At 47.7% G+C, this 25,510-nt stretch carries 39 protein-coding genes and 1 other RNA gene; 34 read left to right on the top strand and 6 right to left on the bottom strand.

Translation table 11 applies throughout. The features are described 5' to 3' along the window. Positions 1-66: 66 nt before the first annotated feature. The 10 genes from pheS to ssrA all read left to right on the top strand — a co-directional run bounded on the left by pheS (position 67) and on the right by ssrA (position 9,836). Complete coding sequence (pheS, locus tag ABCW45_RS13815) at positions 67-1,089, top strand: phenylalanine--tRNA ligase subunit alpha (RefSeq protein ID WP_015554773.1); 1,023 nt, start codon at positions 67-69, stop codon at positions 1,087-1,089. An 18-nt stretch (positions 1,090-1,107) separates the two neighbouring features. Beyond that, entirely contained in the window at positions 1,108-3,522 is a 2,415-nt protein-coding gene (gene pheT / locus ABCW45_RS13810; RefSeq protein WP_117484054.1) for a phenylalanine--tRNA ligase subunit beta, read from the top strand. A 332-nt stretch (positions 3,523-3,854) separates the two neighbouring features. Next, a complete protein-coding gene (locus ABCW45_RS13805; RefSeq protein ID WP_343221040.1) occupies positions 3,855-4,280 on the top strand; it encodes an ATPase, T2SS/T4P/T4SS family in 426 nt (141 codons plus the stop codon). Between the two features lie 69 nt (positions 4,281-4,349). Then, positions 4,350-5,132, top strand: a complete 783-nt coding sequence (locus tag ABCW45_RS13800) for a prepilin peptidase (protein WP_343221039.1) — start codon at positions 4,350-4,352, stop codon at positions 5,130-5,132. Between the two features lie 16 nt (positions 5,133-5,148). Beyond that, positions 5,149-5,340 (top strand): hypothetical protein, encoded by a 192-nt coding sequence (locus ABCW45_RS13795; RefSeq protein ID WP_117484057.1) that lies wholly within the window; start codon positions 5,149-5,151, stop codon positions 5,338-5,340. Between the two features lie 168 nt (positions 5,341-5,508). Continuing rightward, the gene (locus tag ABCW45_RS13790; RefSeq protein ID WP_165859966.1) at positions 5,509-5,673 is read left to right on the top strand and encodes a hypothetical protein; all 165 of its coding nucleotides are present in this window, start codon (positions 5,509-5,511) and stop codon (positions 5,671-5,673) included. Positions 5,674-5,897: 224 nt separating this feature from the next. After that, the gene (gene secG, locus ABCW45_RS13785; protein ID WP_021906090.1) at positions 5,898-6,131 is read left to right on the top strand and encodes a preprotein translocase subunit SecG; all 234 of its coding nucleotides are present in this window, start codon (positions 5,898-5,900) and stop codon (positions 6,129-6,131) included. A gap of 229 nt (positions 6,132-6,360) precedes the next feature. Then, positions 6,361-8,691: a ribonuclease R family protein gene (locus ABCW45_RS13780; protein WP_343221038.1), complete on the top strand. Its 2,331-nt coding sequence runs from the start codon at positions 6,361-6,363 to the stop codon at positions 8,689-8,691. A 137-nt stretch (positions 8,692-8,828) separates the two neighbouring features. Then, a complete protein-coding gene (gene smpB, locus ABCW45_RS13775; RefSeq protein WP_117484060.1) occupies positions 8,829-9,299 on the top strand; it encodes an SsrA-binding protein SmpB in 471 nt (156 codons plus the stop codon). 193 nt (positions 9,300-9,492) lie between these two features. Next, positions 9,493-9,836: a transfer-messenger RNA gene (ssrA, locus tag ABCW45_RS13770) on the top strand. 26 nt (positions 9,837-9,862) lie between these two features. Here the strand turns inward: ssrA and ABCW45_RS13765 are convergent. The 5 genes from ABCW45_RS13765 to ABCW45_RS13745 form a co-directional block, all read right to left on the bottom strand. Then, positions 9,863-10,849: a tyrosine-type recombinase/integrase gene (locus tag ABCW45_RS13765; protein WP_147327055.1), complete on the bottom strand. Its 987-nt coding sequence runs from the start codon at positions 10,847-10,849 to the stop codon at positions 9,863-9,865. Between the two features lie 8 nt (positions 10,850-10,857). Further along, entirely contained in the window at positions 10,858-11,097 is a 240-nt protein-coding gene (locus ABCW45_RS13760; protein WP_117484062.1) for a hypothetical protein, read from the bottom strand. Between the two features lie 345 nt (positions 11,098-11,442). Next, entirely contained in the window at positions 11,443-12,201 is a 759-nt protein-coding gene (locus ABCW45_RS13755; protein WP_015554765.1) for a type II toxin-antitoxin system PemK/MazF family toxin, read from the bottom strand. 29 nt (positions 12,202-12,230) lie between these two features. Further along, positions 12,231-12,689 (bottom strand): hypothetical protein, encoded by a 459-nt coding sequence (locus ABCW45_RS13750; protein ID WP_117484063.1) that lies wholly within the window; start codon positions 12,687-12,689, stop codon positions 12,231-12,233. Between the two features lie 14 nt (positions 12,690-12,703). Next, positions 12,704-13,273, bottom strand: a complete 570-nt coding sequence (locus ABCW45_RS13745; protein ID WP_015554764.1) for a helix-turn-helix domain-containing protein — start codon at positions 13,271-13,273, stop codon at positions 12,704-12,706. Positions 13,274-13,446: 173 nt separating this feature from the next. On the opposite strand from ABCW45_RS13745, the gene ABCW45_RS13740 reads away from it, so the two are divergent. From ABCW45_RS13740 to ABCW45_RS13725, 4 genes are read left to right on the top strand one after another with little or no spacing between them, the layout of a single operon-like run. Beyond that, a complete protein-coding gene (locus ABCW45_RS13740; RefSeq protein WP_117484064.1) occupies positions 13,447-13,674 on the top strand; it encodes a BetR domain protein in 228 nt (75 codons plus the stop codon). A gap of 24 nt (positions 13,675-13,698) precedes the next feature. Continuing rightward, a complete protein-coding gene (locus ABCW45_RS13735; protein WP_117484148.1) occupies positions 13,699-14,214 on the top strand; it encodes a Rha family transcriptional regulator in 516 nt (171 codons plus the stop codon). A 32-nt stretch (positions 14,215-14,246) separates the two neighbouring features. Further along, the gene (locus ABCW45_RS13730) at positions 14,247-15,032 is read left to right on the top strand and encodes a phage antirepressor KilAC domain-containing protein (protein ID WP_117484065.1); all 786 of its coding nucleotides are present in this window, start codon (positions 14,247-14,249) and stop codon (positions 15,030-15,032) included. Between the two features lie 31 nt (positions 15,033-15,063). Further along, positions 15,064-15,285, top strand: coding sequence for a hypothetical protein (locus ABCW45_RS13725; protein WP_147327057.1), 222 nt, complete (start codon positions 15,064-15,066; stop codon positions 15,283-15,285). Here the strand turns inward: ABCW45_RS13725 and ABCW45_RS13720 are convergent. Continuing rightward, positions 15,272-15,523, bottom strand: a complete 252-nt coding sequence (locus tag ABCW45_RS13720) for a hypothetical protein (RefSeq protein ID WP_117484067.1) — start codon at positions 15,521-15,523, stop codon at positions 15,272-15,274. The two genes, ABCW45_RS13725 and ABCW45_RS13720, sit on opposite strands and share 14 nt — an antisense overlap. A 106-nt stretch (positions 15,524-15,629) precedes the next feature. Between ABCW45_RS13720 and ABCW45_RS13715 the strand changes: the two genes are divergently transcribed. From ABCW45_RS13715 to ABCW45_RS13620, 20 genes are all read left to right on the top strand, one after another. Beyond that, entirely contained in the window at positions 15,630-15,914 is a 285-nt protein-coding gene (locus ABCW45_RS13715) for a hypothetical protein (RefSeq protein ID WP_117484068.1), read from the top strand. 15 nt (positions 15,915-15,929) lie between these two features. Next, the gene (locus ABCW45_RS13710; RefSeq protein WP_117484069.1) at positions 15,930-16,202 is read left to right on the top strand and encodes a hypothetical protein; all 273 of its coding nucleotides are present in this window, start codon (positions 15,930-15,932) and stop codon (positions 16,200-16,202) included. A 91-nt stretch (positions 16,203-16,293) separates the two neighbouring features. Beyond that, positions 16,294-16,638, top strand: coding sequence for a hypothetical protein (locus ABCW45_RS13705; RefSeq protein WP_117484070.1), 345 nt, complete (start codon positions 16,294-16,296; stop codon positions 16,636-16,638). Then, positions 16,638-17,291: a YqaJ viral recombinase family protein gene (locus ABCW45_RS13700; RefSeq protein ID WP_117484071.1), complete on the top strand. Its 654-nt coding sequence runs from the start codon at positions 16,638-16,640 to the stop codon at positions 17,289-17,291. The genes ABCW45_RS13705 and ABCW45_RS13700 overlap by 1 nt, the downstream gene beginning before the upstream one ends. Positions 17,292-17,303: 12 nt before the next feature. Further along, positions 17,304-18,215, top strand: a complete 912-nt coding sequence (locus tag ABCW45_RS13695) for a DUF1351 domain-containing protein (RefSeq protein WP_343221037.1) — start codon at positions 17,304-17,306, stop codon at positions 18,213-18,215. A 14-nt stretch (positions 18,216-18,229) separates the two neighbouring features. Continuing rightward, the gene (gene bet / locus ABCW45_RS13690; RefSeq protein ID WP_117484073.1) at positions 18,230-19,000 is read left to right on the top strand and encodes a phage recombination protein Bet; all 771 of its coding nucleotides are present in this window, start codon (positions 18,230-18,232) and stop codon (positions 18,998-19,000) included. 34 nt (positions 19,001-19,034) lie between these two features. Next, positions 19,035-19,442: a hypothetical protein gene (locus ABCW45_RS13685; protein ID WP_117484074.1), complete on the top strand. Its 408-nt coding sequence runs from the start codon at positions 19,035-19,037 to the stop codon at positions 19,440-19,442. Positions 19,443-19,455: 13 nt separating this feature from the next. After that, positions 19,456-20,205 (top strand): hypothetical protein, encoded by a 750-nt coding sequence (locus ABCW45_RS13680; RefSeq protein WP_117484075.1) that lies wholly within the window; start codon positions 19,456-19,458, stop codon positions 20,203-20,205. Between the two features lie 102 nt (positions 20,206-20,307). Next, positions 20,308-21,015, top strand: coding sequence for a DUF6291 domain-containing protein (locus ABCW45_RS13675; RefSeq protein WP_343221036.1), 708 nt, complete (start codon positions 20,308-20,310; stop codon positions 21,013-21,015). A 4-nt stretch (positions 21,016-21,019) separates the two neighbouring features. Next, positions 21,020-22,267 (top strand): hypothetical protein, encoded by a 1,248-nt coding sequence (locus ABCW45_RS13670; RefSeq protein ID WP_343221035.1) that lies wholly within the window; start codon positions 21,020-21,022, stop codon positions 22,265-22,267. 1 nt (position 22,268) lies between these two features. After that, positions 22,269-22,595, top strand: a complete 327-nt coding sequence (locus ABCW45_RS13665) for a hypothetical protein (protein ID WP_117484078.1) — start codon at positions 22,269-22,271, stop codon at positions 22,593-22,595. Beyond that, on the top strand, positions 22,576-22,890 hold the full coding sequence (locus ABCW45_RS13660) for a hypothetical protein (protein ID WP_147327061.1): 315 nt from the start codon (positions 22,576-22,578) through the stop codon (positions 22,888-22,890). The genes ABCW45_RS13665 and ABCW45_RS13660 overlap by 20 nt, the downstream gene beginning before the upstream one ends. Then, positions 22,877-23,113: a hypothetical protein gene (locus ABCW45_RS13655; RefSeq protein WP_117484080.1), complete on the top strand. Its 237-nt coding sequence runs from the start codon at positions 22,877-22,879 to the stop codon at positions 23,111-23,113. Before ABCW45_RS13660 ends, ABCW45_RS13655 begins: the two co-directional genes overlap by 14 nt. Beyond that, positions 23,088-23,552, top strand: coding sequence for a DUF551 domain-containing protein (locus tag ABCW45_RS13650; protein WP_117484081.1), 465 nt, complete (start codon positions 23,088-23,090; stop codon positions 23,550-23,552). Before ABCW45_RS13655 ends, ABCW45_RS13650 begins: the two co-directional genes overlap by 26 nt. 18 nt (positions 23,553-23,570) lie before the next feature. Continuing rightward, positions 23,571-23,831, top strand: coding sequence for a hypothetical protein (locus ABCW45_RS13645; protein ID WP_117484082.1), 261 nt, complete (start codon positions 23,571-23,573; stop codon positions 23,829-23,831). Positions 23,832-24,100: 269 nt separating this feature from the next. Further along, positions 24,101-24,292, top strand: a complete 192-nt coding sequence (locus ABCW45_RS13640) for a hypothetical protein (RefSeq protein ID WP_117484084.1) — start codon at positions 24,101-24,103, stop codon at positions 24,290-24,292. 20 nt (positions 24,293-24,312) lie between these two features. Next, positions 24,313-24,468 (top strand): hypothetical protein, encoded by a 156-nt coding sequence (locus tag ABCW45_RS13635; RefSeq protein ID WP_343221034.1) that lies wholly within the window; start codon positions 24,313-24,315, stop codon positions 24,466-24,468. Positions 24,469-24,483: 15 nt separating this feature from the next. Beyond that, positions 24,484-24,771, top strand: coding sequence for a hypothetical protein (locus ABCW45_RS13630; RefSeq protein ID WP_343221033.1), 288 nt, complete (start codon positions 24,484-24,486; stop codon positions 24,769-24,771). Between the two features lie 23 nt (positions 24,772-24,794). Next, a complete protein-coding gene (locus ABCW45_RS13625; RefSeq protein ID WP_117484086.1) occupies positions 24,795-24,977 on the top strand; it encodes a hypothetical protein in 183 nt (60 codons plus the stop codon). Further along, on the top strand, positions 24,977-25,423 hold the full coding sequence (locus ABCW45_RS13620) for a hypothetical protein (protein ID WP_343221032.1): 447 nt from the start codon (positions 24,977-24,979) through the stop codon (positions 25,421-25,423). Before ABCW45_RS13625 ends, ABCW45_RS13620 begins: the two co-directional genes overlap by 1 nt. The last annotated feature ends 87 nt before the right edge of the window (positions 25,424-25,510 follow it).

Here is a 25,510-nt window from a genome sequence, read left to right as displayed (position 1 = left end):
CATGCAGAAAAGCCTGACCGCCGCACTGATAGATAACCAAACCATACCGAAAGAATGAGGTGGACTATGGAAGAGAAGATCAAGGCACTGAAAGAGCAGATGGAAGCCGCTCTCGGCAGTGTAGAGTCCAAGGAACAGCTTGGTGAGTTCTGGCAGAACTTCCTTGGAAAGAAAGGCAGCATTGCGGACCTGATGAAAGGTCTTGGAAGCGTTCCGAAGGAGGAGCGCCCGAACGTTGGTAAGACGATCAACGAATTTAAGAATCAGGTAGAAGCACGCTACCAGGAAATGAAAAATAAGATGGATGAGCTGGAGCTTGCAGCCCGCAACAAGAGCGAGCAGGTCGACATCACCATGCCGGCAAAGATGCGCCCGGCAGGAGGACTTCATCCGCTCACCGTCACAGAGAACGAGATGATCGATGTCTTCGCCGGAATGGGCTTCGAGATCTACGACGGCCCGGAGATCGAGGATGACGACCATAACTTTACAAGATTAAACGTTGCAAAGAACCATCCGGCGAGAGATATGCAGGATACCTTCTATGTAGCGGAAGATATCTTGCTCCGTACCCACACAAGCCCGGGACAGATCCGTGTCATGGACGCGAAGAAGCCGCCGATCAAGATGCTGGCACCGGGACGTGTATTCCGTTCCGACAGTGACGCAACCCACTCCCCGATGTTCCATCAGATGGAAGGTCTTGTTGTGGATAAGAAGATCACACTCTGCGACCTTCAGGGTATGCTGGACAAGTTCGTACAGGCGATCTTCGGAAGCGAAGTTAAGACACGTCTCCGTCCGAGCTATTTCCCGTTCACGGAGCCGAGCGTTGAGGTCGATGTAAGCTGCTTCGAGTGCGGTGGAAAAGGCTGCCCGCTCTGCAAACACACCGGCTGGATCGAGGTTCTCGGCGGCGGTATCGTACACCACAAGGTCCTGGAAAACTGCGGAATCGACCCGAATGAGTATTCCGGTCTCGCCTTCGGTATCGGTATCGAGCGTATCGCCATGTTAAAATACGGTATCAACAACATCAACCTGCTTTATGAGAATGATCTTCGTTTCCTGAAGCAGTTCAAAGGCTAATAGGGGAGGGAGAAGATCATGAAAGTACCATTTAGTTGGCTGAAAGAATATGTTGACATTGACGTGACAGCCCAGGAGTTAGAGGATAAGCTTTTCGGCTGCGGATTCGAGGTAGAGGAACTGATCGATCTCTCCGCTGAGATCGACCGTGTCGTTGTCGGTGTTGTAAAAGAATGTACCCCGGTGGAGGGAACGCATCTTTGCACATGTAAAGTAGACTGCGGCGAGTATGGAAACGATATCCAGATCGTCACAGGCGCCCCGAATGTGTATGCAGGAATGCACACACCGGCAGCCCTCGACAATTCCACACTTCCGGGCGGCATCAGGATCAAGGCAAAACCGATGCGGGGCATCGAGTCCAACGGTATGCTCTGCTCCGGTGAAGAGCTGGGCTTAAACGAGGACCTGTATCCAGGTTCTGAGGTCTACGGTCTCTTAGACCTTCCGAAGGACACCGTCCCGGGAACAGATATCGCGAAAGTCGTTGGCTTAGACGACTATATCTTCGACATCTCTGTAACGGCGAACCGTGCGGACTGCCAGTCTGTTTTAGGAATCGCGAGAGAGGTTGCCGCAGTCTTAGACAAACCGCTTAAAATGCCGGCTCTCGACTACAAAGAGAGCGATTATAAATATGAAAACCTTGACATCAAAGTAGAGGCACAGGATCTCTGCCCGCGCTACTTAGGTCATGGTGTCAGAAACATCACTCCGGGCCAGTCCCCGAGATGGATGCGCCGCCAGTTAGCACTCTGCGGCTTAAGGAGCATCAGCAATGTGGTCGATATCACAAACTACGTGATGCTTGAGATCGGACAGCCGATGCATGCTTTCGATATGAGCACCTTAGAGAGCAGCCAGATCATCGTCCGCCGCGCGGAGAACGGCGAGATGATCCAGACTCTGGACGGAAAAGAGTTCAAGTTAAACGAGAACAATCTCGTGATCTGCGACGGCAGCAAACCGGTAGCCCTTGCGGGTATCATGGGCGGCATGAACAGTGAGATCACAGAGAACACCACGCAGCTTCTCTTTGAGTCGGCAAAATTCATGCGTGACAACATCCGTAAGACAGCGAGAAGCCTCGGACAGAACACCGATGCGTCCAGCCACTACGAGAAAGGTATCGCTGAGTATACCGTAGAGATCGGTATGGCACGTGCCCTTCACCTGATCGAAGAACTCGGTTGCGGCGAGATCACAGCCAGCGCATTCGATGTGAGCGCAGGCGCACCGAGAGAAGGTAAGAAATTTACCGCGACATTGAGTGGCATCAACAAGATCCTCGGCATCGAGGTTCCGGCAGAGAATGTTCTTGACATTCTCCGCAGACTCTGCTTCGAGGTAGAGCGCGACGGTGATGTTCTTACTGTGACAGCACCGCGCTACCGTGAGGATATCGAGGTTGGTGAGCCGGATCTCGCGGAGGAAGTGATCCGTGAATACGGTTACGAGCACATCGTTCCGACCTTCTTAAAGGATTCCGCAGTTACAAACGGTGGATTAAACCCGGCACAGAAGAGAAGAACAAAATTAAAACAGGTGATGGTATCCCAGGGCTATTTCGAGGTATCCACTCTGGCATTCTACTCTGACGCTGACCTTGACGCGCTTCATATCGCTGAGGACGCGAAGGAGCGCAACGTGATCCGCCTGTTAAACCCGATCACCACAAACCTTTCCATCATGAGAACAACCCTGGCTCCGTCCATGCTGAATACCGTTGTTGAGAATGTGAAGAAGGGCAACACGGCAGGACGTTTCTTTGAGTACGCGAACGTGTACTATCCGAAGGCACTTCCGCTTACAGAACTTCCGAATGAGATTCCGCATGTGGGATTCGCGGCATTCGGTGAGGAAGAAGACTTCTTTACCGTCAAAGGAACCATGGAAGAGCTTGCAGCTTCCTTCGGCGTAAGCTTCGACTACGAGAGAGCAGAGGATGTTCCGTATCTTCATCCGGGAATCTCCGCATACATTCTCTGTGATGGCGAGCGCGTCGGTTCCTTCGGTAAGCTTGCAAACAGCGTTGCGGGTGAGTTAAAGCTCCCGAAAGACAGCAAGGCAAACAACCAGATCTATCTCGGTGAGATCGACTTCGCGGCACTTGCTTCCCACATGCCGGAAGGTCTGCGCTACAAACCGATCTCCGAGTATGACACGGTTACCCGTGACCTGGCTATGGTCGTTGACGAGGATGTAAGCTGCGGCAGCCTGATCAATGAGATCAGGAAGGCATGCAAGCAGGTCGGTGACGCAGAGCTCTTCGATATCTACCGCGGCGAGCAGCTCGGAAAGGGTAAGAAGAGCATGGCATTCAAGATCACCTTTGTCCCGGAGGACAAGGCACTTGATCCGAAGGATATCGAGAGATTCGTAAAGAAGATCCTCGGAAACCTGAAGTTCCGTCTTGGAGCTGATATCCGGTAGGATCAATGGAATATTGATCAAATGTTTGAAAAAACGGTCATCTGATGCAGGCATGAACCTGCACCGGATGACTGCTTTTTTCGCTTAAACAAAAAGGCTGGAAGATAAAAATAAGACGTTCGCCAGAAAAATTACAAAAGAACGTTTCCCTATGGTACAATACAAAAGAACATGTCTGTTCAGAAAATTGGCAGTCAGATATGACCGAATCCTTGCAGAGGTGACAAATTATGCATACAAAACGTTTAGGGGATATGCTTCCTGAGGCTGGGCTGATCACGTAGGAGCAGCTCGGCGAGGCATTAAAATATCAGGCACAGGAAAAAGAATGACTGGGAACGACTCTGGTCAAACATAACTATATAACGGAAAAACAGCTGATCGATACACTGCGGATCCAGCTTGGCATCGAATATATCGATCTCTCGAAGGTGGATATCACGCCGGAAATGTCCAGATATGTAGCAAAGAACCTGGCGAAAAAGATGAATGTGGTTCCGGTCCGTGTTTCCAGGGATCAGCTCTTTCTGGCGATGGCGGATCCATTGAACTTCATGGCGATCGAGGAGGCAAAGCGCACCTCAAAAAAGAGGATCGTGCCGATGATCCGGCTCGTAAATTCCATTATTGAGCGCGCGGTTTCGGTGAATGCCTCAGATATCCATTTCGAGCCGACGGAGGACAATATGGTGATCCGCATGCGTATCGACGGGCAGCTGCAGCAAGTGAGTTATATGGAGGGAAAGCTGAAAAACTGACAGGGACAGAACCTATTCGGCCCTCGAAAATAGGACTACAAAGGATCCTTAGCAAATAGATAAAGGAGTATCAATCTGCTGCACATCAGCCCGGGAATTACAATATACATCCTAACGATCACATTCATCCTGGGCTGCTGTCTCGGAAGCTTTGCGGACTGCGCGGCGGGACGGCTTCTTTCCGGAGAGTCAGTGGTTGCCGGGCGGTCCCACTGTGACCACTGCGGACATGTCCTGGGAGTGCTGGACTTGATCCCGCTGTTTTCCTGGCTCCTTTTAAAAGGACACTGCCGCTACTGCAGGGCAAAGATACCGGCAGAAGCCTTTTTTGTGGAACTGGTATCGGGAATTGCCTGCTGTATGATCGTGTATCGCTATGATATGTCTGTGATGAGTCTCAGGGGAATTCTTCTGACAGTAGTCCTTATGATCCTCAGCCTGACCGACCTTCATGGATGGATCATCCCCGACCGCCTGCAGATTGCGGGCTGTGTGATATTTTTAGCGACCGCCCTGTTTCTCCCGGACCCGATCCAGAGAATCTTTGGAGGTCTCTTCCTTGGATTGATCCTCGGCGGGGGGATGCTTCTCGTATCTCTGGTCTTTGATAAACTCACAGGGAAGGAAAGCCTTGGCGGGGGCGATATCAAATTGTTTTTTATGACAGGACTTTACCTGAGCTCGGCCTGGGAGATCCTGTTTTACCTGATCTTAAGCTGTCTCTTCGGTCTGGGGTTCGCGTCTTTCCGGAAAGAAAAACGTGTTCCTTTTGGCCCGGCGATCGCGGCGGCCTGTTTTATTATGATATTATACGGAGAAAAATTGACCGGCTGGTATACTGGCCTGTTCTGAAATGGAGAACTTCAAGATGAAAAATTGTTTGGGAATTGAGATTGGAAATTACCGGATCAAGATCGCGTATATGGAAAAAGGCGTGCTGAAGGAGTGGATTTCAGAACGGATCGAAGAAGGAGCGAAACCGGATGCCAGACTCTGCGCGGAGACGATCCGGGATCTTCTGGCTCAAAAAATGATCCGTTGCAATGCCGGGTGTTCGTAAAACAGTTAAACCAAAAACTTAACTATTTTACGGTATCTGTCAAACGGGGTTGGTAAGAAACAACGAAAAACGAGTGATGCCAGGTTGAAAGACCGAGCATCACTCATTTTTTATCTCAATACATTTTTTGATATTGTAAATCTGGCGGCAGTGCCGGGAGAGGAGTCCATGTCTAATATCTTATCTTCCGGAAACGAAAACAATGCGGATAAAACGCTCAGTTTCAGCGCAGACTTATCGGGGAGCTCCTACCCATATAAGATATGGACGAAAAACGGGGAAGACCAGACCGTCTATTACGGCGACTGGATCGACTGGAAAAAGCTCCAGTGATCCGTAAAAAACTTCCGAAGCAGGCAGGCATTCTTCTGCCTGCCTGCTTCGTACCGTCCCCATGCGCTTTCGAGCGCGGCAGACAGTAAGTCCGTAGTTATTGTACACGGGCAATGTCAGTAACTGCCTGCATGCTGCCTGAGATTTCAGCGCGCAAGCTGGAGATTGACAGCCCTGAGTTTTTATGTTATGATGGCTTTATCTGTGGACAGGAGGTGTAGTCGGTGATTAGAATTATTCTGACGATCGTATTCGTTATCTTATGTATCGCAATGACAGTGATCGTGTTAATGCAGGAAGGAAAGACTTCCGGACTTGGCGCGATCAGTGGTGTAGCTGAGAGCTACTGGGGAAAAAATAAAGGCCGTTCTATGGAAGGCAACCTTGAAAAGTTTACAAAAATTGCGGCAATCCTGATTTTTGTACTTGCCCTGGTATTAAATTTAAAGGTAATTTAATTCTAAGATGACGAACACTCTTGCAGCGATAACTTCCGTGCAGGAGTGTTTTTTGTTTAACAGGAAATTTCGATGAAGATTCCGGGTGACAAAAGGGCGCGCTCTTTATTATTTATAATATGGTCTGCAGAATCTTATTAATTTGATCATTTGCGGCTGCCCGGTGTGAATACTGCACTGGGAACTTTTAGATTGTTTGGATTTTACCGGATATTATTTAAGGAGAAGAATGGAAGAAAAGTTAATGGAAGAGCGGAAAAATATGCTGCTGGACCTGATGAAGGATCCGACATATGTTCCGATGAAATTAAAAGAGCTGGCGATGCTTCTTGGTGTCACAAAGGAGCAGCGCGGCGAGCTGGAAGAAGTTTTAAATGAGTTGGTGGCGTCTGGAAAGGTTGGAATCTCGAAAAAGGGAAAATATGCGAGATCCGAGGTCTTCGCCCAGACGGGAGTTTTTGCGGCTCATCACCGGGGCTTCGGCTTTGTGACTATCGAGGGCAGGGAGGATGATCTCTTTATCCCGCCGGATGATACCGGGGATGCCATGGACGGGGATACGGTCCAGGTCGTCATCAATGAGAACGGAAGAGGCGGCCGGACGGAGGCGAGAGTCTTAAAGGTATTGAAGCATGCCAACGAGACCCTGATCGGAACCTTCGAGAAAAACAAGAATTTCGGTTTCGTGATCCCGGACAACCCGCGGATCACCATGGATATCTTTATCCCCCAGGGAAAGGAAAATGGCGCGGTATCCGGGCACAAAGTTGTGGTAAAGCTGGATACTTACGCGGCGAAAAATAAAAATCCGGAAGGCCATGTAAAGGAAATTCTGGGTCATATCAATGATCCGGGAGTGGATATCCTGTCCATCGTCCGGGCCTACGGGCTGCCGGAGGAGTTCCCGGAAGAGGTGATGGAGGAGGTCTCCCATGTTCCGGAGGCGCTCTCGCCGGAATATGTGGAGGAGGAGATCGAGAAGAACGGAAGAGTGGACCTTCGAAATGTGCCGATGGTGACCATCGACGGAGAGGATGCGAAGGATCTGGACGATGCAGTCAGTGTGTCGAAGGAGACGATAAACGGGGAGACGATCTACCATCTCGGCGTTCACATCGCGGATGTGAGCCATTATGTAAAGGAGAAGAGTCCTCTCGATGAGGAGGCGTACAAGCGGGGAACCAGCGTGTACCTTGTGGACCGCGTGATCCCGATGCTGCCCCACAGACTTTCCAACGGAATCTGTTCCCTGAATGCAGGATGTGACAGGCTGGCGATGAGCTGTCTTATGGATATCGATGAAAAGGGTATTATTGTGGGGCATAAGATCTGCGAGTCTGTGGTGAACATTGACCGGAGAATGACGTACACGGCGGTGAATGCGATCCTGGAAGCGAAGAATGGAAAGAATAGCGGGGAGGACGCTGAGTTAGAAGAGACAAAAGGACGGAACCAGGACGAGCGTTTTGAGAATGATGAACAGAAAAAATCGAAACGGAGTCTGAAAAATGTACAGGCAGATGATCTCGAGAAAAAGAAAGACGCAGCGAAAGAGAAAGCTGAATTCGCGAAAAAGTGCCTGGAAGAGTACGAGGATTTCGTCCCGATGTTCCTGCTTCTGGACGAGACCGCTCGCGTCTTAAGAGAAAAGCGCATGGCGAGAGGTGCTGTGGACTTCGATTTCCCGGAGTGCAAGATCATCCTGGACGCAAAGGGACGCCCGGTGGAGATCAAGCCATACGAGCGGAACGCGGCGACAATGCTGATCGAGGACTGCATGCTGGCGGCCAACGAGACCGTGGCGGAAGATTACTACTGGCAGCAGGCGCCGTTCCTGTACCGCAGCCATGAGAAGCCGGATGGGGAGAAGATCAAGCGCTTCGGAATCCTGATCAACAATTTCGGTTACTCGATCCGTCTCCAGAACGGGGAGCTTCACCCGAAGGAGATGCAGAAGCTTCTTGCAAAGGCAGCCGGATCCCCGGAGGAGGCGCTTCTCGCGAGACTGGCGCTCCGCTCCATGAAACAGGCGAAGTACACGACGGACTGCATGGGACATTTCGGTCTTGCGGCGAACTATTATACCCACTTCACCTCCCCAATCCGCAGATACCCGGATCTTCAGATCCACCGGATCATCAAGGAGAACCTTCACGGTGAGCTCACGAAGAAGCGCGTTGCCCACTACGAGAAGATCCTGCCGGAGGTTGCGGTCTGGACATCATCCAGGGAACGCCTTGCGGACGAGGCGGAGCGGGAGACCGACAAGGCGAAGAAGGTCCAGTTCATGGAACACCATATCGGCGAGGAATTCACCGGTGTGATCTCTGGAATCAGCAACTACGGTTTCTATGTGGAACTCCCGAACACTGTGGAAGGCATGGTACGCCTTGCGAACCTGGATGGCGATTACTATGTGTTCGATGAGGAACACTATGAGTTAGTGGGAGAGCGGACGAGAAAGAAATATAAGCTGGGACAGACGGTGAAGATCCAGGTGGTCTCTGTGGACAGGTATTTGAAGACCATTGATTTTCTGCCGGTAAGAAAATTTGATTAGGCGAAATGATTCGGACACGACGGATTGGCGGCGAAAATTTCCCGGAAAACATTGCTTTGCGGTGAAATGGTATTATAATATAGAGATAAGTTCCGGTCGGATGAGTTCCCGGCTGGAACAGAAAAGAGGATAGGATTATGGCAAAGAGCAGCGGCTTTAAGCTGATCGCGAACAATAAAAAAGCGTATTTCGACTTCTTTATCGACGATAAGTTCGAGTGCGGTATTGCCCTTGCGGGAACGGAAGTAAAGTCTATGCGTATGGGCAAGTGCAGCATCAAGGAATCCTTCGTGCGGATCACAAACGACGAGGTCATGATCTACGGCATGCACATCAGCCCGTATGAGAAGGGAAATATCTTCAACAAGGACCCGCTCCGCGAGAGAAAACTCCTGATGCACCGCTACGAGATCAACAAATTAAAGGGAAAGATCCAGGAAAAAGGTTATACCTTAGTGCCGCTCCAGGTATACTTTAAGGGAAGTATCGTAAAAGTGGAGATTGGTCTCGCAAGAGGTAAGAAGCTCTACGATAAGCGCGCTGATATCGCAAAGAAGGATCAGAGAAGAGAGCTGGAGAAGGAATTCAAGGTGAAAAATCTGTACTAGAGCGGATCTATACTGCGGACCCTTGACAATTTGGGCGAGTGATGGTAAGATTTGTGTTACGCGAGAACAGTACCAGTATAGAATTCGGGGTCGCCTGGATTTTGAACACTGTCAAAAGCGAACGCATCGGAAGAATGTCTGCGACCCATTGCGGATCGGGCGATGCGAAAAACTCCGAAGAGAGTGCCAGTAAGGGCTTGTACTGGTTTCGACGGGGGCTTTGAAGCTGGTGAAGCTATCCGCATGCAATGCGTTAAATGGCAAACCTAAATATAAACGCTAACGACGAATTAGCATACGCAGCCTAATTTAGGCAGCTGTCGGCCTTAGAATACCTGCATTTTAAGTAACCGGCATCATTTAAAGCAGGAAACGACACGTGCAAAGCTTTGCGCACGCGGGCGTATGATGAAGCTACCAAACGGATCAGGATGTCTGCTTTCGGGTTCGGGCGGGAATTCTAAATAACAGACTATGATAGTAGAAGAACAGGGGATAGGTTTTCGGACAGGGGTTCGATTCCCCTCAGGTCCACGACAAAAGCCGCGTATTTACGCGGCTTTTTAGTTTTTGTGTTGCATTTCGTGTTGCATATTTAGCAGGGCTTTGTACCAGCCGTTCGGATCAGCTTCACGAAGTGCATTTATAATCTCAATGGCGGACTTCTCTTTTTCTGAAGCACTTCCGTCCAGAAGCGAGTCAAAATAATTGTCTATGGTCTCATCGACCTTTTCCCGTTCCTCTGAAAATGTATGTGTGTATACGTTTTTCATAACCCGATCAGAAGACCATCCGCCGCGTTCCTGCGCATATTTATCCGGGATCCGGAGCATTGCCATTACAGATGCATTAAGGTGCCGCAGATCGTGGAATGTCATGTGAGGTAGGTCATGCTGCTCTAAAAGAGATACCCAACGCATGTAAATTGCATGTCCGCTCAGGGTGATCAAAGGATCATCTGGTTTCTTCCCAGAGATATTCTTGTCGATCAATGCCTGAATATAATTCGGGATGTGATGCTTACGCAGACGGGCTTCCGCTTTGCCGCTTTCCTTTACCGTTGGAGTCTGTCCAATGTCAACGATAACACGGTCCAGGGTAATGTACCCGTTAGAGATATCTCGAACACGGATTCCACGGATCTCAGACATAGAGTAGCTGAGCCAGCAGGCCAGGAGACACGGCAGTTCGATTTCCGTATCTTTAATGATTTCCAGCACAGTTTTTGCAGGAATAAGATTTTTAACTTTCTTAGGTATCTTAGGCAGCCTTACATCATAGTTATCGTTCGGATAAAAATAGTTTATAACACTTCGTATGTAGCTGTAAGTGTTTCGAACAGTCTTGGGTGATATAGGTGCTTTCGTTTTTGTTGAACGTTTTGAGGGGCGCTTCGTATCATCATCAACAGCTTTCTGTAAGTCCTCTGTGGTGATGTCTTTAAGCTTCTTTTCCATCAGGAAAGCATAGGAGTCATATTGTTCTTTTGAATATCCCTGGACGGTGGTACCTGAGAGCGATGGACCGATGGCTTCTACGTACTTCTTCATTGCATCTTTCAGCAAAATGTTTCCGTTTTTTGACGTTTCCGGCTGACATTGGTGTCGCGATCCTGTTGAAATTCGGCGGCCTGACGCTCAGCATCCGCTTTCCCGCGTCTTGATGGGTCATCGCTGGTAAATGATTCATAAATTCGTTTATCCTTCCATGTACCTGATTTCGTGTCGAATATACGCTCAGTGTGACTGTACACCAGACACCTCCAGGATCCGGAGGGGAGTTTTTTCGCAGTAGCCATTATATCATGCTCCTTTCTGTTGCGACGTCGCAACAGCCCGATTTTGGGTATAAAAAATACACCCCTTGCCAGGATGCACTGGAGATGATATAATTCAGGTGTCTTAAGTCTGATTTATATCTTCCGGGCATCCGGTAAGAGAAAATCTATGAAGATCCGCTCGGTGCGCCAACACTGGGCGGATTTTCTGTTTCATAGAACGTAAAAGACCCTACATCTCTGTAGGGTCTTCAATGAATACGGTTTCCAGCTGACTGGAAACAATGTCTTCTATACGGCCGGTAAACGGCAATGTTTTTCGTATTCATTGTACCCACATTTTATGCAATTGTCAACAGAAATATGCTAAAAATTTGTAAAACTCTTTCTGATCTCATAATCTATTAGATCCAGTTTTTCATTGGACAATTTAATACCGCTTAGGATATCATGGTCAGTTTGGGGATCATAGATTCTGATTTTACTCACGGTTGTAATCTGACTTACAAGGGCGATGCTTCCATGCTTCATTTTTAATACTTCTGCCCGCATTTTTGCTAATAATTCCAGTTCTTTACGGGCAGTGCCAAGTTTTGTATCTATTGTAGAAAAATGTTCACTGGATGCTTTTTTAGAGGCATCAGCCACGAGCTTTTCCAACTCATCAATCTCGCTTTTCACTTTTCGATCAACCATAGATATCTTTGAATTCAAATTGGTAAAAAGTTCGTTCCCTAAAAAAATACTTCCATTTTTTAAATTTGTAGTGTCCGTATGGGGTTTTACAGAAGTAAGGGGAACGACAGTAACAACAGGTGAGGATTTTGCATTGTTTTTGTCTAACACAACAGCATAATGAAGGCCACCCTCTTCACTGCCCACATTGAAGCCTAAATGTATCTTTATAATTTCACCGCGTTTATATCTGCGGAGACTTTTGGGTGAGAAATCTTTTTCGAATGATAAGAAGTTCATCCAGTCGTTTAACCAATAGCAGAGCTTGTCGGCTTTTCCATTATCTCGGGGCTCATCAGACTGAATGAGATTTGTTAAATAATCGTCTATTTTTTGCAGAGCTTTTGATTTGTGCTCGAACAAATCAGATGTACTTTTGGGTTTACTCATAAGATTCTCCTTCTATGTATTTTCGGTTTCTATATCTTTTCCATCACCGCCAAGTGAGGTTCAAACATGATCACATAACCATCCAGCTCTGTGTAGCAGCCGTATTTTTCACGGTAACATTCCAAAGCTTCTTTTAAAAATTCCTCAGATACCTCCAGGCAGTCTGCCAGTTCATGAAGGTTGTGGCAGTGTTTGCGGTATCCCAAAATGATTCCGGAAAGTCCGATTCGGCGGTCGTAGGCGCGGAGCCGGGCTGCGTATTCCTGCTTTCGATCAGAGATGGAGTGCTGCTCTACGATACGACCAACAGTAGTATAGTAATGTCCAAGCTCTTCAGCCAGGACATCGGCTTTCTGGCGTTGGGTGGGAATGTCTTTTCGGATGGCAATCCGACGTCCCTTAATTCTTCCATCACTGGCTTGTAGAGGAGCCTCTTTAACAGTCAGCCCATTGCTGTCTGCTTCTATTAAAAGTTCATCATAGGTCAAGTTGATCAATCCCCCTATTTTTTCCAGAAGGAATTATTCTCCATAATGGCATCATCATTTTGTTTCATATCATCGGTCGTTTCTACGTCTGTACGATCATGGGCGGCATCAGGTATTAAATGCAGTTGCTCTTCTTCCATTTGCTGAATTTTTAAGAGATTTTCAGAGTAGCTAATTACTTTTTTCTTATTTACATCAGAAAGTTGTACATAATTAACCAATAATTTTTTTCCAGGTTCGTGGAAGAAAGCGCGTAGTTCTGGGTTTTCATATACTTCTTGTGCAACTTTTCGCGTTTCGTTATTAAGATAATAATCCGGTTCAGGCTCAACTGTATTCGATTCTAGTTGAAAATTAATATAGTCTTCATCATTTACTTGGTCAGGGCCAGCATCAATTCCCATGATATAAAGAGGAGAAACATTTAAGGCTTTAGCAAGAAGTGCAATTTTGTCACGTCTCATATTTTCAATGTAGCCACTTTCCCATTTTTTTACAGTGCTTTTGGTTACACCAACAATTTTCCCTACATCTTCTAAAGTAAGACCGAGTTCTTTGCGCCGTTCGTATAGTCTGTTATCCATATGGCGACCTCGCTTTCATTGATTAAGTATATTATAATACGAGAGTTTCCTTTTTGCAACATTTAAAGCTAAAAAACAAAAAAAGTTTCTTTTAATAAACAAAAAGGCTTGACGATAAGAAGGAAAGGTGGTATAAAAATAGTATCCTAAAAGAAACTTTTGGAGGTGATGTTTTGAATGGATTACTTTTAAAATCAAAAATCACATCGGAAGGCATGAGTATTAAAGATGTGATTTACAAGCTGAAGATGCAGGGAATACATATAAGTAGAACAGCCTTTTATCGAAAAATGTATGGTGATAGCGAGTTTGATAGAAAAGAGATAATGGCAATCGTTAATGTGTTGGACTTGCAGGATTCAGATATAATGAATATTTTTTTTGCGGAAAAAGTTTCCTAAAAGAAACCAAAAAAGGTGAATAACGTGAATGAATTAACCAGAATCACCATCACATCAATGGAAGCCGCAGGGTGGTGTGGAAAGAGACATACGGATTTATTGCGTGACATTCGTAAGTATGTACAGCAGTTAGGTGAAAGCAAAATTGCGTTTACCGATTTTTTCAAGGAATCTACATATATTACGGATCAGAATAAAACGCTTCCGTGCTTCCTGGTCACAAAAAAGGGGTGCGAATTTATCGCTCACAAGATGACTGGTCAGAAAGGAACGGAATTTACGGCTCGATATATTAACCGTTTCCATGAAATGGAAGGGACACCACAGCGTTTACTTACGGAGCATCCTGGTGAAGTAGCAAAGCTGATCCAGGCGTTGGCAAGCAGAATGGATAAACAGGGTAGCGCTCCATACAAATCAGCTGAGATGGCCTCTCTTATCTGTGAGCAGCACGGAATCCGTCTTCCAACAGATTTTGTAAAAATTCCAGAGTATGAGCAGTTGTCGTTGTTTGCAATAGAAAATGAAAAAAGAGAGTAAATCTCATATAAAACGTGGAAGGGGTGAGTAACATGACTGATTTAATCAAAGTTACATATGGAACTGGAGAGCCGACTGTGTCGGCAAGAGACTTATATGATTTATTATCACAGGAAGATGGAGCCAAAGGAACAGAACGTTTTAGCAAATGGTTCGAAAGATATTCCGGTTACGGATTTGTTCCAGGGGATGATTTTTCAACCCCGCACAAAAAAGTACGGGTTCAAATCGAAGGAAGCCGGGAAGTTCAAAGGGAAGTCGAGGATTACGATTTGTCTATTGATATGGCAAAACAGATCTGTATGCTGCAGAGAACTGAAAAAGGAAAAGAATTGCGCCAGTATTTTATTAACTTGGAAAAAGCCTGGAATACCCCGGAGCAGGTGTTTGCTAGAGCGTTGCGCATGGCGGATCAGACGATTAACAACCTGAAGGAACATTGTCAATTCCTTGGCGGTCAGATTGAGGAGCAGCAGAAGGTAATCGAGGAATTACAGCCGAAAGCTTCTTATTATGATCTGATTCTTCAGTGTAAAGACCTAATTGCTACGACTGTAATTGCAAAAGATTATGGAATGTCAGCAAAGAGATTCAATGCAATTCTCCATGAATTGAAGGTTCAGTTTAAACAGGGTGACACCTGGGTGTTGTATGCAAAGTATCAGGGAAATGGATATTTGAAATTTAAAACACATAATTACGCAGATTTCAATGGAGTTCAGCATGCAAAGGAACATGCCTACTGGACACAAAAGGGACGTTTGTTTTTGTATGACTTGTTAAAACAGAACGACATTCTGCCGTTGATGGAGAATTAGAATGCTGTTGGAGCAGGGGGAGGTGAGACCGATGACAACCATCTGGTTCCAGATGTTAGGAAAAATAAGAAGAGACTTAACCGAGCGGAAAGTTCCGGAAGAGGAACAGACAGAAATCATCCAGAGGTTGAAGACAGTTTCTCTAAAAAATATAAACCTGCGCGGGAATATGCTTAACCTGAAGGAAAAGCATATTGCCACCGTGCAGGGGTACTACCAGGAGATCCTGAAAGAATATGTTACTCAGGTTTGATTTTTGCCAGTTCGGCTTTTAACTCGTTGATGTCGAGGCATAAGGTACATATCTTTTTCGGTTTTTCGTTATGATCCAGTGTCATAACATCTGCAAATACCAAGTTGAGTTCCTTATCGTAGGTGTCAGAAAATTGTAACCAACGATCGCTGACATTACAAGGAACATATCCGGTGCCATGGATGTTATGTTCACGTTCAGATCGAGAAACAGGGATCCTTATTATCTTAGATTTCATACCATTGTACCTTCTTTCTATACTTGACTCTGGCAGGAGCCTGTAAAAGGAGTATAACGCAATGGAGATGTGGAAGCAAGAATACGAACGAGAAAGGGGGGAGAGTATGCCAAAATTAAAACCAAGTATGCAGGAAGAGCGGAACCGGATCGTTCGCGCATGTATTGCGGGGAATAAGGAGCGGCTGGCAATCGATGATGCCGCTCTGGCTGTTAAGGTCGGGGTAACGAAGAAAACGATCCAGAATAAGTACCACCGGCCAGAGACTTATTCCCTGGATGAGATGCAGAAAATCGCAACTGTACTGAAATTCACCCCGCTCCAGGCAGCGTCCGTGCTCCTGGGCCGGGAGCTTACATCAAAAGAAATCAAGGAATTTATCCTGCTGTAAAAGGAGGTGAAATAGATGCATGAGATCAATAAAAGGACGACAGGCACTCTGTCAGCGATGCAACCGGATCTGGAATATATCCCGGTTTGCAGTGATCCACGGGGAGTACATATGTCCGAAATGCACAAGGAAGGCGCGGTCCTCAAGGAGATCCATATCCGGATCGAGAGGCAGTCAACACTGTTTGATGTGATGGAAAAGGCTGGCAGCGTGATCGGCGGCCTGGCAAGTCTGGGAATGGTGTATGTCCTCGGCTGTATGGTTGTAAGATTCGGGATTTTAATTTAAAAAGATCCCCATAGCGGAGCGGCAACTCCGAGGGGATCACATGTAAAAAGTTTACACCTCTATTTTAGAGGAGAAAGAGGAGAAAATCAAGATGGTAAAAGTAATGATTGAGGACGACAAAAACAAGGATGAAATTACAGGCGAGTTCTTTATGGGACTTATGCTTACTAAAGAAGAGAAAACTGAGGACAGCACAACTTATAAAGCGTGCGCAATCGGAACAGGAAATACATGCGTGCAGGATCTCCCGAATAATGTCGCGAAATGGATTGTCAGTACCTTTGGAGCGGTGTACAAAACCAAGCTTGGCTATGCTGCGGCAATGGCAGAGCTTGCCAAGCGTATAGATAATGCGGTCAACCAGGCAATTAAGGAGAGTGCGTGTGCGATTACAGATGAAATAATGAAAGAGCTGAAGGGGGAAAAGGAGGCCTGATGTCTGCCGAAAAGTGCATTCTTCCAGACCGGGCCGCCTGGCTTGACGCAAGAAAGAACCACATCGGCGGATCGGATGCCGCAGCATGTGTTGGGAGGAGCCCACACAAGGATAACGTGCAGCTCTGGGAAGAGAAGATGGGTCTGGTGCTTCCGGCAGATATTTCTGATAAGGAATATGTCCGGTACGGCACTGAGGCGGAGAAGTATCTCCGTGGACTATTTGCCCTGGACTTCCCGGAATACCAGGTTCTTTATGACGAGAACAATATGTTCCTGAATCCGAACTTCCCGTGGATGCATGCATCTCTTGACGGGGAACTGATGGACAGGCAGGGGCGGCATGGAATCCTGGAGATCAAGACAACGAACATTTTACAAAGCTCCCAGAGGAGAAACTGGGAGGGCAGGATCCCGGACAACTATTACTGCCAGGTGCTTCACTATCTGGCAGTGACGGAATATGATTTCGCAGTTCTGAAAGCACAACTCAAGAGCGAGTGGGGCGGAGAGCTGCATATCGAAGTCCGGCATTATTTTATCGAACGGAAGGAAGTAGAGGCGGATATCCGGGAGTTACTTGATGCAGAGCAGAGGTTCTGGGACTGCGTGGTCACAGGCCGGCGTCCGGATCTGATCCTTCCAGCAATATAAGGAGGATATAGAGTGGAATTAAAGATTTACAACCCGGTGGAAGATGGGTTCATCAAAAAAATTGACTGGAACTATGAGGATCTGAAGGCAGAGATCGAGACCCGGACTGCGGAATATGCGGCATCTGTCTACAATGATGATTCAATCAAGAATGCCAAGGATGACCGGGCAAAGCTTAATAAGCTTAAGGATGCCCTGGAGGAGAAACGGTCATCGGTCCGGAAACAGATGCTGGAACCTTATGAGATATTCAGCTCAGAGATCAAGTCTCTGACGGTTCTGATCGATAAGGCGATCAGCAACATCGATGGTCAGGTAAAAGATTACGAAAGCCGCCAGCGCAAGATGAAGGAAGCGAAGATCCGCGAGTTCTATGATGCGAACATCTTTGACCTGGAGAAGTATCTTCCGTTTGAGCGTGTGATCAAGCCGTCATATCTGAATGTATCGACATCAATGAAGTCGATCAAGGAAGAGATCTCAGCAATGATCCAGAGGGTGTCTGAGGGCATTGCGCTCCTCAACGATACGGACAGCCCATATGTGGTCGACATGAAAGCAGAGTTCTTAAAGACTTATGACATCGGCGCGGCCCTGGCGGTAAAGAACAGGTTGGAGGCGGCAGAACGCAAAAGACAGGAGTATGAAGCGGAGCGCGCCAGACAGAAGGCAGAGCGGGAGGCAAAGGAGAAAGCAGAGACAGAGAAGCTGATCCAGGCCGGGAAGAAGGAAGAAGCAGCGCCGGAGCAGAAGCCGGCCCCGCAGGAAGCTCCGAAAATAGCGGTGGAACAGAAGACAGTTCCGGAAGAAGAACCGGTATGCGCCCTGGATTTCCGCGTATATGTGACAAAATCTCAGATGGAGAAATTAAAGAAGTTCTTAAATGATTCCGGGATCCGGTTCGAGCCGGTACCGAGACAATAAGGAGGAAATGAACGATGGCAGTAGGAAACAACTTAGCGGCAAAGCCGCAGAGCATGGAGAATAAAGCAGAATTTATGGTCGCGGGGGAAAAGGTCGTTCTGACCCCGCAGACAGTCCGTGATTATCTTGTAAGTGGAGATAAGGAACGCGTGTCCATCCAGGAGATCGTGATGTTTATCAATCTCTGCAAGTACGCCGGACTGAACCCGTGGTTAAAGGAAGCGTACTGTATTAAGTACGGCAATGAACCGGCGACCATGGTAGTCGGCAAGGAAGCGTTCATGAAACGCGCAGAGAAAACTCCTGGTTTTGACGGCTTCGAAGCGGGAGTGATCGTCTTATCCGGTGAGGAGCTGATCTACCGGAAGGGAACCTTAAAACTTCCGGAGGAAACGCTTGTGGGCGGCTATGCGGAAGTATACCGGAAGGACCGTTCCCATTCGTACCGCAGCGAGGTGTCTTTCGAAGAGTACGCAGCCAGAAAGAAGGATGGCACGTTAAACAGCCAGTGGTCCAAGAAGCCGGCAACAATGATTCGGAAGGTTGCACTGGTGCAGGCGCTGCGTGAAGCATTCCCGGAAAACTTCTCCGGACTTTACAGCGAGGAAGAGGCTGGAACGGAAGAGACTGCGTTCCTTACCTCGCCGGACGTATCTGTAGCAGCAGAACCGCAGGCCGCAATCCCGGCCCAGGAACAGCCGGTAACTCCGCCGCCGGTACAGAAACCAGCGCAGCAGGCAGAAAACGCGCAGATGGACATGGCATCGGCGTTCTTTGGGAACTGATAAGTTCAGCCAGAGAGGGGAGGTGAGTACATAAATGGCAAAGATCACATTTGATTCCATCGCCGGAGGTGAGCTGGCGGAACGGTTTAGACATGCGCTGGCCCAGATCGGGCGGAACATCATGGATCCTAACATGGATTCGGAGGCATCCAGGGGAATGACGATCAACCTGAAGTTTAAGCCGAACGATGCAGGCGGCATCAACGTAGAATTTGATATCAAGACAAAGCTTGCGGGATTCCGCAAAGGAAAATCATTGTTCCTTATTGCACAGGATGCCCGGTCCGGCAGGATTGAGATGTCAGAACACAATAACAACTGTTCCCAGGTGGCAGTATATACCGCGGTGGAGCGGAACGCAGAAACGGACAAGCCTTTTGATCCAGAGACCGGTGAAATCCTGGAAGAGGAACGGAAAGGTCCGATCGACTTAAGAGCATGAGAGGAGAGGTGAAATGTTAGAAGGATTAAAAGAAGCGTTACAGTATGTAGTAAATCTCGGAAACGACGCAGAGAAAGTGCAGGTCCTCGAGATCTGCGGTGAGACATATGCGAATAAACGCCTGGAGCGTTACGGAGCGCCGAAGAGAGCCAGTGCAATCGGGGCGGCGTCCCTGTCTGCTATGGTGGATTATATTGCCGCGTGTTCTGAGGAGTTTGACGGCAAGAAGATGGTGATCCAGATCGATGGTCCGAAGACGGTACGCCTGGTATCGTTCCTTGATTCTGAGAGAAAGAGAGAATGCCTGTTCTTATGTGAGGCAGAGACATCTGAGTACCGCTTTGGCGCCTGGTACGACCAGGAAGAGTTTATGATCGCGGTCCAGTCGAACTTTGCGACAACACCGGATCTGGAAGCAATCATGAAGTTTGCAGGCAATGTAGAGCAGAAGAACAACACGACATATTCTGACGATGGCAGAACCCAGATGGCAACCATGAATGTGGGAGTCGCTTCCAAGGCAGACGTGATCGTCCCGAATCCTGTGGATCTGGTTCCGTTCCGTACCTTCCAGGAAGTGAAGCAGCCGCACAGCCAGTTCGTGTTCCGGCTCAGCGACCAGGGAAAGCCGGCCTTTAAGATTGTGGAAGCTGAGGGAGGTATCTGGAAGAACGAGGCAGTGGACAGCATCAAAGAGTACTTCAGAGCAGCGCTTGCAGAGATGCCGGAAGAGATTAGAAGCCGGATCGTGATCATCGGATAAAGATTCATAAAGCGGCTATTTCCTCATTCTGAGGCATGTCACAGGGATCCCGGCGTTCTGGCCGTTGACGCCGGGAAAATTATCGAGAACAGGAGGCTGGTCGTGACCAAAAATAGCTTTTTGATGTACACCAACTGGGGTGACATGATCGAAGAGCTGGACGAAGAAAACAGAAGCCAGTTGCTTCTCGCGATCATGCGTTACCAGTCAGATAAGGAACTTCCAGAGATGGACCTTGGAGCGCGGGTTGCCTTTGCTCAGATCCGCACTCAGTTCCGTAAAGATGAAGAAAAATACAGCAAAACGATTGCAAACAGATCTGCTGCCGGAAAGCTTGGAGGGAGACCAAAGAAAGCTTCCAATTCCGAAAAGCAAAAAAAGCAAATGCTTTTTGATGAAAGCAAATCAAAGCAAACGAAAACAAAAAAAGCTGATAATGATAATGTTAATGATAATGATTTAAAAGAAAACACCCTTGCGGGTGTTAAAGAAAAGCGCTTCGCGCCACCCACCCCGGAGAATGTGAATGGATATTGCCGGGAAATGGGATATACGCATGTGGATGCAGAGCGTTTTGTTAATTATTACGCTGCAAAAGGCTGGAAAATCGGCAATGACAAGATTGAGGACTGGAAGGCGTTAGTGCGTAACTGGGAACGTCAGGATAATGACCAGAGGCAGGGAATGGCCGCCAAGGATCCGCAGACCGCTCAGAAGAAGTCCGCAAACCGTTTCGCAAACTTTGAGCAGCGTCAGTATGACTATGATTCAATGCTTTTCCGGGAACGGAAGGAAAAAGCGCAGGAGTGAGAAGATGGAGGATGTAGAGAACACAAGAAGACCGGAAGAAATGGATCTTTCGGGGAAAAGTTATTTTCTGGACGTGAGTCTTGAAGAGGCGGGGACCAGCATTCGCGCCAGTCTGAAGGATGCGGCCCGCAGCGTGATCGCCGTGGGGCATTACCTCAAGGTGATCCGGGATAAAGAACTGTATCGCGAAGCCGGATATGAGAATGTGTGGGATTATGCAGCGGATCGGTTCGGTTTTAGCAAATCGACGGCCAGCCGATACATGACCCGGAATGACAAGTTTTCCGTAGGTGGCAACAGCCCGATCCTTGCGGAAGAGTTTCGGGAATACAGCAAGGCACAGCTGCAGGAGATGTTGTCCCTGGATGCAGAGCAGATGAGCGCGGTGACACCGGACATGACAGTGCGTGAGATCCGTGATCTCCGAAGGCCAAAGGAGATCCCATACTTTGAGATCCCGGGGCAGCTAAGTCTGTCAGATTTTCCGGAGCTGGGTGAAGCAGAAACGGGAGCTTCAGCAGCGGAGAATTCAGCACCGACAGAAGCGGTGACCTCAACCACGGCATTTACGGTCAGTGCAGAGGACCTGATCGGGGAGCCGGAAGAAGTGATATCCGCGTATGGACTGCCGAAAACAGTTTATCCGCCGGACAGCCTCATATCTACTCCGGGCTGTAAAGGTGATGGCCGGGGATACAGCTGTTTTAACTGCCATATGGAGTGTGGAATCCGGCAGGAATATTGTTACTGTGTGGAGGCCACAATGGGAAATCCGCTTCCGTGTGCAATGGTCGGATCCGGAATGGTGGAGACTCTGAGGCAGGAAATCGGAGAGAGCTGCCAGTTTGTGAATCTGGACCTTGCGGAACGTAAAGTAGGAACCGGTGAGCCGGTCCCATGCTGCCAGCAGTGCGCAAACCCGTGTGCGTATGCCTGCCAGATCTCGAAAAAATGTGTTGCGACGTCGCAACAGAAAGAGCCGACGGCGCTGCCAAATGGTGGTGAAGCCGCTGCCGAAAAGCAGCAGGAGGAATGCACCAATGTCGAGATCGAGAAAATACATAATGCGAATGAAGAACCTGAGAAACAACTGATTGAGTATGATCAGGAGATATTAGACGGCATGATCAGGGAAGTACAGCAGAAACTGTATATCATGAAAGAATATTGGATCAAGTCTCAGCCGCAGTATTATACAAAACACAGAATGATGCTCCGGGCCTATGAGCTGTTGATGAAGGCGGGAAGCTGATATGGAGAAGAGTGGAAAACACAGGTACACCTTGAGAGATATTCAAACTGGAGAGATCATATGCGCGGATCTAACAGCCGGTGAGGTATACCGCTTTACAGGAATCCCGTCTCAACAGGTCAATAAATACTGGCAGAGAGGGACGATCCGTGACAGCATATGGAAAGTGGACTTGTATGAAGAAGGTGATGAGGGCATTTGGACACCTGAACTTTGTATGCGTTGGGATTGTATCCGGAAGATGGTCCTGGGCGGCCTGAAGCATGGCAAAGGCACATACGAGGAAAAGATAGAGAGGTGGAGAAATCGTGCCAGCAAGAAAACGTAGCACAGAACTTAGCCGGACGGAGGTCTGCGCCCGGTATATGCAGGAAGCGATCAAGCCGCAGCAGATCGCAAGTATCCGCGGGCAGATAAAGATTGGTGATATCATCATGGTCCAGACACAAAAGGGCAATCACAAGACCTCTGGAAATGGCAAGACCGGTGTGTTGCGGGAAGGAACTGTGATTGGAATCTTCAGCAATTTCGCCCATGTGAGACTACAGAGTGGCGTATGTGAAAGTGTGTCATGGTTGGAGATAGCAGGTGGGGATAAGGAGGATGGCGATGAAGAAGATTAAGTTATTTCCGGCACCGCATGTAGAAATCCGGATCCATGTGTCGGAGGAGATGGAGAGGGATTATGCGGAGTGCCAGAAGATGATGAAACGTGGCGAGGACTATGATTGCGATAGATGCAGTTGGGCAAACGTAAGCATTTACGGCACGGGAGCTTGCGAACTGAAAGGTCTGAAAGAACAGCTGGGAGGAATAAGCGGTGAGACTGACGGAAAAGAAAGATAGTGGTCATTGGTGCCTGCGGGACGTCCCGTGGTCCGACTTGAAGCCCGGCGTAGTGCTTACAGAAAAAGTCTGGGAAAAGCTCTACGGGGCGCTCTGGAAGTTGAAAGATTATGAAGATACAGGATTAAGTCCGGAAGAAGTGGAAAGCGTCAATGATTTTGAGAAGAGCCAGACATACAGGGCGATTGCGGAATTGCAGGAAGAGAGGGAGAAGCACAGGTGGATCCCGGTAACAGAGAGGTTTCCGGAACCTGGTGATTATGTGCTGCTCTCGTTTCCCGACTTCTCAGTCCCAGCCATTGGAAGATATGACGAGGACGAAGAGGGCGGAGCATTTTTTATTGGTGATGAGACAGAATCACTTGTTAGCCAGTATATGTTTGTGAATGCATGGATGCCATTGCCGAAACCATACAGGGCAGAGATGGAAGAAAATTAAGATTTGGAGGCAGAGATTGTGGACGAAATTTACAGAGTTGTACGCTATATAAGATCATGCAGAAAAGCAGAAATTGATTGTACAGTTACAATCGATAAAAAGGAAACGCATTTGATACTAAACGCACTGTCCAAACAGATCCCTATGAAGGTAAATGAGATACATGTCGATGAATATGTTTGCCCGGCATGTGGTGCAGAAAACCTTAATGGAGATTTTAAGAAGATATGCTATCACTTCTGCCCGATGTGCGGGCAGGCAATCTATCAAGAAGAGTAGGACTTGAGAGGTGATGACAAATGAAGGTAGACCATATAGAGACGTGCGTGTGCATAGACCATGAGCCGACAGCAGCAGATAGCGTATATTACGGGATGCCGCAACTCAAAGTAACAAAGGGACAAGAATGGAGTGTTTTCTGCCCTAATTGCGGACGAGGCGGATGTCTCGATTTTAAATCGCAGTATCTTGCCTTGGCGCATTGGAATAAGATGCAGCTAGGGCTAAAAACCCTTGATGATATATTAGACTAAGATTTGGAGGATGAGATGTCACAAGAAGAAAAATATAAGTTGGCGCTATTTGCAGTAATTCGTAACAGCGCAGTGATGCCGCAAGGTGTCAAGTTGGGAAAAACCATGCACGAAATAAACACAATGGCCGTTGCGGTGATGGCAAAAATTATGGAGTCGTGTGATTATGAAAATTTAAAAGAATCATATGAATCTGTATCAAATTAAGATTTGATGGAGAAAGGTTAATGGATAGAACATTAAAAGCTGTATATGTGTGGACAGTGTTGGCTTTGATCTGGATGGGATTAGAGCTGTTACTGTACGGCGAAATCCAGCCGAGAACAGTAGATAATATTATGTGGTTTCTGTTTTTGCCATTTATTTATAAGGCGGTAAATTAAGATTTGGAGGATACTATGAAAAAGTGGGTAGAGAACAAAGAACCATCCGGCGCAGTGGTTCACACGCTTGTGTTCGGGCATCATGGAGATGATCCCAAAGTCATAGTGGCGTTGTTTAGAGATTCAGAGGGAGATTGGTTTACAACATCGAATGTGCTCGATACATACGGGGACTTGCTGACCGGCAAGGAAATGTGTGAGCATGATGCCAAAATGATGGTAGAGGAAATGGTGTACGATCATTTTGCGGATGAAAAGAGGTATTACGAGGAAATTTGCGAAGAGCTTGATATGGAAAACTGAAATTATGAGAAGGAATGATGAGGATGAAAGATAGAAATGCAGAGGGTTATCCGGATCCAACGGCGGCCAGAGCAATCAAGGCAGCAGATCGGCCGCCGGAGGAGATCATAATGTTCCGCAAGATGATAAAGGCGCTGAGTGTGATCTGTCATGTGCGGGTCCTCGGAAAAGTGACTTTGGTCGATAAGAAAGGGCGGCGGTGGTGATGATGACCAGAGCGGAGAGACGGCGGATGGAACGGGAGTCAGTCAGCAGGACTACATACCAGTTCACGCTGGAGCAGATCGAAGCCATGAAGCGTCAGGCGGTTCTGGATGCCAAGGAAAAAATGAAAGAGGAGATCGCGAAGGAGATTGATGAACACATCCAAGAAGAATGGAAACAGCGAGAACAGGAGATGTCCGGAGAGAATGAGCAAGAACGGATCGAGAAAGTTCTGGCGCTTCTGATGTCAGTACCGGCACGGATCCTGTGTGAGAAGTTTCACTGGAAAGGTGTTAGGGATGAGAATGATCACCGGTCAAAGCTCCTTCAGTTCTCTGAGGCGGTCGTGGCGGAGGTGAATCGGATCTGCGGGGACGAGAATGCAGATATCCGGAAATACCGGGATGAAACATATGAACTGTATGGTGTGAAGTATGAGGTGAAATGAGTATGAGAACCCAGTGGGATGAAAAAGTTGCGAAGGCGTTGAAAAAGAAAAACCAAGAGACAGAGTATGCGGCTATGAGTGAGGATA

Origin of the sequence: Pilosibacter fragilis (genome assembly GCF_032490495.1) — a bacterium.
Lineage (GTDB): Bacteria > Bacillota > Clostridia > Lachnospirales > Lachnospiraceae > Pilosibacter > Pilosibacter fragilis.
The sequence above is the reverse complement of the archived record's forward strand: the minus strand, read 5'-3'. Positions and strand labels throughout refer to the sequence as shown.

Coding starts and splice junctions, on each gene's coding strand:
- pheS (WP_015554773.1), top strand. CDS start 67: ATGGAAGAGAAGATCAAGGCACTGAAAGAGCAGATGGAAGCCGCTCTC.
- pheT (WP_117484054.1), top strand. CDS start 1,108: ATGAAAGTACCATTTAGTTGGCTGAAAGAATATGTTGACATTGACGTG.
- ABCW45_RS13795 (WP_117484057.1), top strand. CDS start 5,149: ATGAAAAATTGTTTGGGAATTGAGATTGGAAATTACCGGATCAAGATC.
- ABCW45_RS13790 (WP_165859966.1), top strand. CDS start 5,509: ATGTCTAATATCTTATCTTCCGGAAACGAAAACAATGCGGATAAAACG.
- ABCW45_RS13780 (WP_343221038.1), top strand. CDS start 6,361: ATGGAAGAAAAGTTAATGGAAGAGCGGAAAAATATGCTGCTGGACCTG.
- smpB (WP_117484060.1), top strand. CDS start 8,829: ATGGCAAAGAGCAGCGGCTTTAAGCTGATCGCGAACAATAAAAAAGCG.
- ABCW45_RS13765 (WP_147327055.1), bottom strand. CDS start 10,849: ATGAAGAAGTACGTAGAAGCCATCGGTCCATCGCTCTCAGGTACCACC.
- ABCW45_RS13760 (WP_117484062.1), bottom strand. CDS start 11,097: ATGGCTACTGCGAAAAAACTCCCCTCCGGATCCTGGAGGTGTCTGGTG.
- ABCW45_RS13755 (WP_015554765.1), bottom strand. CDS start 12,201: ATGAGTAAACCCAAAAGTACATCTGATTTGTTCGAGCACAAATCAAAA.
- ABCW45_RS13745 (WP_015554764.1), bottom strand. CDS start 13,273: ATGGATAACAGACTATACGAACGGCGCAAAGAACTCGGTCTTACTTTA.
- ABCW45_RS13730 (WP_117484065.1), top strand. CDS start 14,247: ATGACTGATTTAATCAAAGTTACATATGGAACTGGAGAGCCGACTGTG.
- ABCW45_RS13725 (WP_147327057.1), top strand. CDS start 15,064: ATGACAACCATCTGGTTCCAGATGTTAGGAAAAATAAGAAGAGACTTA.
- ABCW45_RS13720 (WP_117484067.1), bottom strand. CDS start 15,523: ATGAAATCTAAGATAATAAGGATCCCTGTTTCTCGATCTGAACGTGAA.
- ABCW45_RS13715 (WP_117484068.1), top strand. CDS start 15,630: ATGCCAAAATTAAAACCAAGTATGCAGGAAGAGCGGAACCGGATCGTT.
- ABCW45_RS13710 (WP_117484069.1), top strand. CDS start 15,930: ATGCATGAGATCAATAAAAGGACGACAGGCACTCTGTCAGCGATGCAA.
- ABCW45_RS13705 (WP_117484070.1), top strand. CDS start 16,294: ATGGTAAAAGTAATGATTGAGGACGACAAAAACAAGGATGAAATTACA.
- ABCW45_RS13700 (WP_117484071.1), top strand. CDS start 16,638: ATGTCTGCCGAAAAGTGCATTCTTCCAGACCGGGCCGCCTGGCTTGAC.
- bet (WP_117484073.1), top strand. CDS start 18,230: ATGGCAGTAGGAAACAACTTAGCGGCAAAGCCGCAGAGCATGGAGAAT.
- ABCW45_RS13685 (WP_117484074.1), top strand. CDS start 19,035: ATGGCAAAGATCACATTTGATTCCATCGCCGGAGGTGAGCTGGCGGAA.
- ABCW45_RS13680 (WP_117484075.1), top strand. CDS start 19,456: ATGTTAGAAGGATTAAAAGAAGCGTTACAGTATGTAGTAAATCTCGGA.
- ABCW45_RS13670 (WP_343221035.1), top strand. CDS start 21,020: ATGGAGGATGTAGAGAACACAAGAAGACCGGAAGAAATGGATCTTTCG.
- ABCW45_RS13665 (WP_117484078.1), top strand. CDS start 22,269: ATGGAGAAGAGTGGAAAACACAGGTACACCTTGAGAGATATTCAAACT.
- ABCW45_RS13655 (WP_117484080.1), top strand. CDS start 22,877: ATGAAGAAGATTAAGTTATTTCCGGCACCGCATGTAGAAATCCGGATC.
- ABCW45_RS13640 (WP_117484084.1), top strand. CDS start 24,101: ATGTCACAAGAAGAAAAATATAAGTTGGCGCTATTTGCAGTAATTCGT.
- ABCW45_RS13635 (WP_343221034.1), top strand. CDS start 24,313: ATGGATAGAACATTAAAAGCTGTATATGTGTGGACAGTGTTGGCTTTG.
- ABCW45_RS13630 (WP_343221033.1), top strand. CDS start 24,484: ATGAAAAAGTGGGTAGAGAACAAAGAACCATCCGGCGCAGTGGTTCAC.
- ABCW45_RS13625 (WP_117484086.1), top strand. CDS start 24,795: ATGAAAGATAGAAATGCAGAGGGTTATCCGGATCCAACGGCGGCCAGA.
- ABCW45_RS13620 (WP_343221032.1), top strand. CDS start 24,977: ATGATGACCAGAGCGGAGAGACGGCGGATGGAACGGGAGTCAGTCAGC.